Origin of the sequence: Mycetocola sp., assembly GCF_046716805.1 — a bacterium.
Classification (GTDB): Bacteria; Actinomycetota; Actinomycetes; order Actinomycetales; family Microbacteriaceae; genus Mycetocola_A.
In genome coordinates, this window is sequence record NZ_JBKJWH010000008.1 from 1 (window position 1) to 7,173 (window position 7,173).

General features: G+C 64.5%; 7 protein-coding genes. 6 read left to right on the forward strand and 1 reads right to left on the reverse strand.

All coding sequences use genetic code 11. The features are described from left to right. Window positions 1-306 precede the first annotated feature (306 nt). Window positions 307-711 (forward strand): MarR family winged helix-turn-helix transcriptional regulator, encoded by a 405-nt coding sequence (locus tag ACLQ62_RS00600; protein ID WP_411719724.1) that lies wholly within the window; start codon window positions 307-309, stop codon window positions 709-711. A 44-nt stretch (window positions 712-755) separates the two neighbouring features. Here ACLQ62_RS00600 and ACLQ62_RS00605 read toward each other — a convergent pair whose 3' ends face one another. Next, a complete protein-coding gene (locus ACLQ62_RS00605; RefSeq protein WP_411719718.1) occupies window positions 756-3,077 on the reverse strand; it encodes an arylsulfatase in 2,322 nt (773 codons plus the stop codon). Window positions 3,078-3,219: 142 nt separating this feature from the next. On the opposite strand from ACLQ62_RS00605, the gene ACLQ62_RS00610 reads away from it, so the two are divergent. The 5 genes from ACLQ62_RS00610 to ACLQ62_RS00630 all read left to right on the forward strand — a co-directional run. Beyond that, complete coding sequence (locus ACLQ62_RS00610) at window positions 3,220-4,257, forward strand: ABC transporter substrate-binding protein (protein ID WP_411719719.1); 1,038 nt, start codon at window positions 3,220-3,222, stop codon at window positions 4,255-4,257. 4 nt (window positions 4,258-4,261) lie between these two features. Beyond that, window positions 4,262-5,035 carry an ABC transporter permease gene (locus ACLQ62_RS00615; RefSeq protein ID WP_411719720.1) on the forward strand — a complete coding sequence of 258 codons (774 nt, stop codon included), beginning with the start codon at window positions 4,262-4,264 and terminating at the stop codon, window positions 5,033-5,035. Next, entirely contained in the window at window positions 5,032-5,859 is an 828-nt protein-coding gene (locus ACLQ62_RS00620) for an ABC transporter permease (protein WP_411719721.1), read from the forward strand. The genes ACLQ62_RS00615 and ACLQ62_RS00620 overlap by 4 nt, the downstream gene beginning before the upstream one ends. Then, window positions 5,856-6,683, forward strand: a complete 828-nt coding sequence (locus ACLQ62_RS00625) for an ABC transporter ATP-binding protein (protein WP_411719722.1) — start codon at window positions 5,856-5,858, stop codon at window positions 6,681-6,683. The genes ACLQ62_RS00620 and ACLQ62_RS00625 overlap by 4 nt, the downstream gene beginning before the upstream one ends. 16 nt (window positions 6,684-6,699) lie before the next feature. Further along, window positions 6,700-7,173 (forward strand): SUMF1/EgtB/PvdO family nonheme iron enzyme (locus ACLQ62_RS00630; protein WP_411719723.1); only part of this gene is annotated, 474 nt, incomplete at its 3' end.

Below are 7,173 nucleotides of genomic sequence, written 5' to 3' on the forward strand. Positions count from 1 at the left end.
CCCGAACGGGGTACGTACTGAGGATGCCAGATCTCGGCCCGCACGTCGAGAACGCCGCGCGCTGGGAAACGCCGCCGTCTCCATCCGCCGGGATCGGCTAAGGACGAGCCCTCCGCCAAAAGTATGACGGTGGCACGGGCATCGCCATAAAGAAGACCGGCGACGAGCCCGCCAGCCGATTTAGTTCTGTGGGCAGAATAGACTCCCCTTGTGAACAAACCAAGGACGCCAACGGCTGATGAAGAACGGGAGACAGCAGCGGCGATCGCAGCAATCCTGCCAGAGGCCGCGTCTCTGGTCGATGTCGTGACTCGACTACGCCGCACTCTCCGGCAGCGGGTCCGAGCCGAATTCTCCGGAGAAGCTCTGCCCACTGCGCAGGTGGAGATTTTGCAGCGCATTCTGGACGAGCCGAACCTTCGCATCAGCGATCTCGCCCGCAAACACCGCATGGCAAAGAACACCGTCAGCACACTCGTTCAACAGCTAGTGGTCAAGGGACTCGTCGAACGGCTGCCGGACGCGGCCGACCGGCGCGTGGTGCGTTTGACGCTCACCCGCCATGGCGAGCAGAGCCTGAGGGTGTGGACGGATCTTGACGAGCGCCTGCTGGCTACTGCCTTGCGGCGCATCGACGAGAGCCAGCGCGCCGCCATCATCAACTCCGTGCCCGCGCTTGTCCTGTTGGCCGCTGAGCTCGAACACATCTAGTAAGCCTGACGGCGCCCGAGGTTGGCCGGCGACCCTGAGAAGGCTCAGTCGGCGAGTCTTCCCGTTGCTTCGGTCACCCGGGCTAGCAGACCTCGACTCACCGGCGACTCCTTGCCCGGTGTAATTCGCACAGAGAGCTCGGCGCCGGTGTAGGCATCGGTACCGCGTCGCTGCGCCCGGTCCCAGTCGACAGGGCCGCCACGGTCGATGCCGACGCTTATCCCCGTGTATGGGGCAAGCCCGAGCAACTGCGGCACCGAACCAAAAGTGCGCGTCAGTGCCGCGACGGAGAGCTCGAGCTCCCAATCGAACGCCGCCCCGCACGTGGCACGCAACCGCACAACCTGGGCGCCCCGCTTCTCGATGGGCACGCTGTGGTGATACATCCGCCCGTAGGCGTTGTAGGCCAGCACAACCGTGGCGTCATCCTCGACCGTTACGGAGTACCCGCCGCCCTGGTCACCGTGCGCTACCAGCACCCCACGGTTGCCCGGCTGCCAGTCGAAGCTAGCCTCGATGTCGAAGTCGCGCATCACGACGAGGCAGCTGGACCGATACCGCTCCAGTGTCGGCAAGCCGGGACGGAGAGTCACAGGCTGGGAGAACCGGGCGTGCCACTCCGGGCGCCGCGACAGCAGGGAGCCGTCGTCGTCGAGGGGGAAGACGGTGTTGAGCCAGGCTGCGCGATTCCAGCGCTCGCCGAGTTGAGCAACGATATCGGGATGCTGCTCCCGCACATTGTGCACCTCGGTGGGGTCTGAGACGACGTCGTACAGCTCCCATTCCGAGTCGTCGAAGGCCGTGCCCCGCTTGTGGTCGGTGACGACCTTCCAGCCGTCGGCGTAGAGGCCACGGTTGCCCGCGAACTCGACGTACTGCTCGGTGCGGCTCGCCGGGGCGGTCGCATCGGCGAGAGCCGGGCGCATCGTGGCCCCGTCGAGTTCCGGTGCCGGCGCTCCCCGCCAGCGTTCCGGGCTCTCCACCCCGGCCAGGTCGAGCAGGGTCGCATGCAGGTCGGTCATGAAGGCGTATTGGTGACGCACCCCCGAATCACCGTCACCCTTGGGCAGGCCCTTCAGCCACGAGAGAATTAGGGGAACCCGGATGCCGCCAGCGTATGCGGAGCCCTTGAACTGCCGGAACGGCGTGTTTGAACTTTGGGCCCAGCCTGCCGGGTAGTGCACGTGCGCCCGGGGCCCGCCGATGTGCTCAAGCGGCCGGTCGACATCGCGATCCCACTCGGCTGGGAGGCTCGCCGAGGGCACGAACTGGCTGAAGTAGCTGCGCGTTCCGTCGGGTCCGCCTTCGGCCGTGCCGCCGTTGTCCGACGCGAGCGCGAAGACCGTGTTCTCGAGCTCGCCGGTGGAAGCCAGGTACGCGACGAGCCGGCCGACGCTGTCATCGAGGGCGATGACAGACGCGGCGTAGACCTCCATGTAGCAAGCAAACAGCGTGCGCTGGTCGTCGGTCAGGGTGTCCCAGGGCGCGACCTGCGAGTGGGGGAGCTCCGTGCCCTCCGCGAACAGCCCCGCATCGATCTGGCGCCGGAAGCGCTGCTGCCGCACCGCATCCCAGCCGTGTTCGTACGCGCCGCGTACTCGTTCCAGGTCGGTCGGCTTGGCCTGAATCGGCCCGTGGACGGCCTGGTGGGCCAGGTAGAGGAAGAACGGCTTCTCGAGCTCGTTGGCGCGGAGGGTACGCAGCATCCCGAGCGCTTCGTCGGTGAGCACGTCGGTGAGATACGCGTCGCCGGGCGCCTCGTCGTCGACGATCGTGCTGTTGTCGCGGACGATACGGTGCGGCGCATACATCGAGGTGAAGCCGTCGAGGCTGCCGAAATACCGGTCGAAGCCCTTCTGGGTGGGCCAGGACGATCGATCCGCTCCGTCGTGCATCTTGGACTCGATCGTGAGATGCCACTTGCCGACCATGTAGGTGCCGTAGCCGGCCCGGCGCAGCTTCTCGGCGATCGTCGGAACCTCATCGTCGATCTCGAGCCGGTATCCGGGGAAACCCGGGTCGCCGTGCGAGACGGTGCCGAAGCCGGCGCGATGCGGGTTCAGGCCGGTCAGCAGGGCGGCGCGCGCCGGGGAGCAGACAGGAGCCGAGTGAAAGTTGGTGAAGCGAAAGCCGCCATTGGCCAGGGAATCGATATTCGGTGTGGGAATCTCCGAGCCATACGCGCCGAGATCGCTGAAGCCAAGATCGTCGACCAGGATCATGACGATATTCGGATGCGCCGCTCCTGCTGGCACGGGAGTGCTCCACGCTGGGGTGGACTGAGAAGCCAGTTCGCCCACCGTCCCGGCAAAGCCGTCGTAGCCACGATGAGGGCCATTGGTGCGGATGTCGGGCGTTGCAGGCATGCATCTCCACTCAGTTCGGCATCGTTGCCAGTAGTTCAAAGACGGAAATAGTCGCGGTTGGAACTAGTTACACACTATCCTCTGAATAGACACGTTGACGAGGCGGCGTGACCGGCTTTCTTTCAATGACGAAGGAGTACCAATGAAAAAGAAACCCCTGGCCATGACGGTTGGCATTGCCAGCGTGATAGCTCTCACATTGTCGGCGTGCTCGGCCGCCACGACACCGGAGGCCGCACCCGAGGCGTCGAAAGACCTCACGACGCTGAAGGTTGTCACCGGCAACGCCGCGGCGGATGCTGCGCTCCAGATGGGAATCGACGAGGGTCTGTTCGAAGATGAAGGACTCGAAATCGAGCTCTCGCTGCAGCCGAACCCGCCGGCGGCAATCGCCTCGCTCCAGGGCGGCCAGATCGACGTGGCGTTCGCACCCAACATCCCGATGCTCAACGCAATGAGCCAGGGTCTCAAGCTGGAGATCATCGCTCCCGCCTATGGCTACCCTGACGAGGCGCTCGACTCCGACGACCCGTCGCAGTTCGACGACACCGCCATCATCGCCTCCCCGGCGAGCGGCATCACCGACATTCGCGACCTCGACGGAAAGACCATTTCCGTTCCGGCCCGCAAGGCGCAGCTCGAGGTGATCGTCACGGGTGCTCTGAAGGACGCGGGTGTCGACCCGAGCAGCATCAACTGGGTCACGCTCGACTTCGTGTCGTCGCTTGAGGCGCTGAAAAACGGGACCATCGACGCCGCCGGCCTCATCACTCCGTTCATGGACGAGGCCGAGAGGTTGGGCATGCCCAATCTCGGCAGCCCCGGCCTTGCTTTCGCGGAGAAGGGCGCCGCCGGTGTGTGGCTTACGTCGAGTGCGATCGCCGACTCGAAGCGCGACGCCATTGCGGGATTCCAGCGCGCCATGCTCAAGAGCAATGCTACTGGCAACCGACAATATGGCGGATGCTATGAAGATTGCCAAGGAGATCACCGGTGTTGCCACGCCGGTAGAAGACATGAGCGAGCCCTTCTGGCCGTTGGAGCTGCGCAAGGCGGACATCGACCGCACGAACGAGAAGCTGGTCAGCCTCGGCTTCCTGCCGAAGAAGGTCGACCTCTCGGCGGCGTACTTCACGCCGTAGCATCCGCTGTTCGGTTCGCGAAAATGAAACAGGAGTGACGCAATGAAGAGCTCACGACAAATCGTGCTCGGAGGAATCGGTGTGATTCTTGCCGCGGCGGGGTGGCAACTCGCGGCGCTAGGTCCCTTGGCCGACTCACCTCTGCCGTCCGCCACCCAGACGCTCTCTGCGCTTGCCGGGATGGCTCCCACAGAAAAGCTGTGGGAGCCACTCGGCGCAACGGTTCTCATGGCCGTCGGCGGCCTTGTCATCGCGACGGTGCTGGGCGTGATCATCGGCCTTGTTGTCGCGACCTCCCCCCTGTTTCGCTACGCCACTCGCATCCCAATCGAATCCCTCAAACCCATTCCGCCGATCGTGGTGTTGCCGATAATCGCCCTTGTCATGGGACCGACGACCCAGATGGGCATGGTGCTCATCGTGCTCGGCCTCACGCTCGGAATCGTGATGCAGACCGCTGCGGGAGTGCGCGACGTCGACCCCGTCGCCATCGATACCGCATACTCGTTTGGGATGAGCCGGCTCGAGGTGTTGTGGCGGGTCATTCTGCCGAGCGCCCTCGCCCATATCGGAACGGCCGTGCGAATAGCCGCCCCGATGGCACTCGTCGTCGCGGTGGTCGCCGGACTCCTCGGCGGGGCTCCGGGACTCGGCAGAAGCATCCTTGCGTCGCAGATCTCGAACAACCAGCCAGACCTTTTCGCATTCGTGTTGGTGCTGGGAATCGTCGGGCTGGTGTTCATCGGGATCAGCCAGTTCGCGGAGCGACGGCTGTTGCACTGGCACGCCGCCTACCGAGCCGGAGAAACCGCATGACCACGTACTCGATTCCCGTTCCGCCCGGCGCGAAGAAGAAGCGACGGAGGATGATGCCGCGCTCGTGGCTGCACGTCATTCAGTACGCGACCCCCGTCGCCCTGATCGTGCTCTGGTGGGCGGGCTCCTCGGCGTCGACCGACGTCTTCTTTCCGCCGCTGTCATTCATCCTCGAACGGTTCCAGGCGCTGTGGCTCTTCGAGAATTTCGTCTCCGATGTGCTGCCCAGCCTCGGCAACCTCGTGGTGAGCTATCTGCTGGCGGTGATCATCGGTGTCACCCTCGGGATGGTGCTGGGACTCGCCCCAGTGCTGGGAGCGATCTTCGCGCCCGTCATCCATTTCTGGCGTGCGATCCCGCCGGTGGCGCTCGTGCCGCTCATCGTCGCGCTGTTCGGGTTCGGCAACGAGACCCGCATCCTCGCGATCACGCTGGCGGCTCTATTCCCGACCCTCATCACGACGATCGATGCCATGCGATCGGTGGATCCTCTGCAGCGCGAGGTCGCCCGGGTCTACCACCTCACCTTCACCGAGCGGGTGTTTCGCGTCATGCTTCCCGCTGCGCTTCCACGCATCTTCTCGGGCATGCAGGTCAGCCTCGTCGCGGCGTTCATCGTCATGATCGCCAGTGAGATGCTCGGAGTCTCCACCGGAATCGGCGCCCTGACGCTTCTCGCGCAGCAGACGTTCGCCGTGGCCGACATGTGGGCTGGGGTTCTCCTGCTCGGCATTATCGGCTTCGGCGCCAACGCGCTCTTCGAATTCATTGAGCGCAGGGCGCTGCGCTGGTACTACTCCGCTCAGAGATTGGGAACATCATGAACACCGTCAATTCCCCTGCGGAAAGTCCCGTACGCCTCTCGGTGCGCGGCCTCACCAAGACGTACGGCCAGGGCGACTCTGCGGTTCGGGTCATTGCCGACCTCAACTTCGACGTGCTGCGCGGCGAGGTCGTCTGCATCGTGGGGCCATCCGGCGTCGGCAAGACGACCCTACTCAAGTGTCTGGCGGGCCTCCAGCCGGTGAGTTCCGGATCCGCGACGCTTGACGGCACAGTCATCGACGGCCCGCCCGAGGAGATGGCGCTCGTCTTCCAAGAGTACACACGATCGCTCATGCCGTGGCTGACGGTGGTGAAGAACATCATGATGCCGCTTCGCCATGTGCGCATCTCCGACGCCGAGAAGCGTGCGCGCGTCGAGGAGGCGATCGAGGCTGTGGGTCTCGCAGGCGCCGGGGAGAAATACCCGTGGCAGCTCTCGGGGGGCATGCAGCAGCGTGTCGCGATTGCCCGAGCGCTGGCCTACCGGCCCGAGCTGCTCATCATGGACGAGCCGTTCGCCTCGGTGGATGCGCAGACCAGGTTTGAACTCGAAGACCTGTGCCTGAGCATCCGCGAGAAGTTCGGAATGACGATCGTCGTCGTCACGCACGACATCGATGAGGCGGTGTACCTCTCCGATCGCGTTGTCGTGCTGGGTCACAAGCCCGCCTCCGTTATGCAGATCCTCGACATCGACCTTGCATCGCCGCGCAACCAGGTCGAGACCCGCAGCCAGGCCAGGTTTGCAGAGCTCCGCACCATTGTGTTTCAACTGATTCAGGGGGCGCGCGCTGCCGTTCCCGCAACCACTTTCAACGACTAGCTTAAGGAACCGAACCGTGAGCGATGCAGACCTCACCGAATCGCGCATGCTCACCCTCACTGGAGGCTCGTTCACCATGGGTTCGCGAGACTTCTATGACGACGAGGGCCCGGTGCACGAGGCACGGGTCGAGCGATTCTCGCTTGATATCACTCCGGTAACGAATCACGAGTTCGCCCGCTTCGTCGACGAAACGGAATACGTCACGGTGGCCGAACGTGAATTGGACCCTGCCGATTTCCCGGGCGCGGATCGGGCCAACCTGGCACCGGGATCGCTCGTCTTTGTCGGCACGCCCGGCCCCGTCGATCTCTCCGACTGGCGTCAGTGGTGGAAGTGGGTGCCGGGCGCACATTGGCGGCAGCCGTACGGGCCCGAGAGCTCGATCGAGGGATGGTTGCACCATCCGGTCGTGCAAGTTGCCTTCGAAGATGCCACCGCGTACGGGGCGGGGGCAGGCAAGCGGCTGCCCACGGAAGCGGAGTGGGAG

What these genes read in the sequence shown, in the direction of transcription:
- ACLQ62_RS00625 (WP_411719722.1), top strand. Translation starts at nt 5,856, where the DNA reads ATGAACACCGTCAATTCCCCTGCGGAAAGTCCCGTACGCCTCTCGGTG.
- ACLQ62_RS00605 (WP_411719718.1), bottom strand. Translation starts at nt 3,077, where the DNA reads ATGCCTGCAACGCCCGACATCCGCACCAATGGCCCTCATCGTGGCTAC.
- ACLQ62_RS00610 (WP_411719719.1), top strand. Translation starts at nt 3,220, where the DNA reads ATGAAAAAGAAACCCCTGGCCATGACGGTTGGCATTGCCAGCGTGATA.
- ACLQ62_RS00615 (WP_411719720.1), top strand. Translation starts at nt 4,262, where the DNA reads ATGAAGAGCTCACGACAAATCGTGCTCGGAGGAATCGGTGTGATTCTT.
- ACLQ62_RS00620 (WP_411719721.1), top strand. Translation starts at nt 5,032, where the DNA reads ATGACCACGTACTCGATTCCCGTTCCGCCCGGCGCGAAGAAGAAGCGA.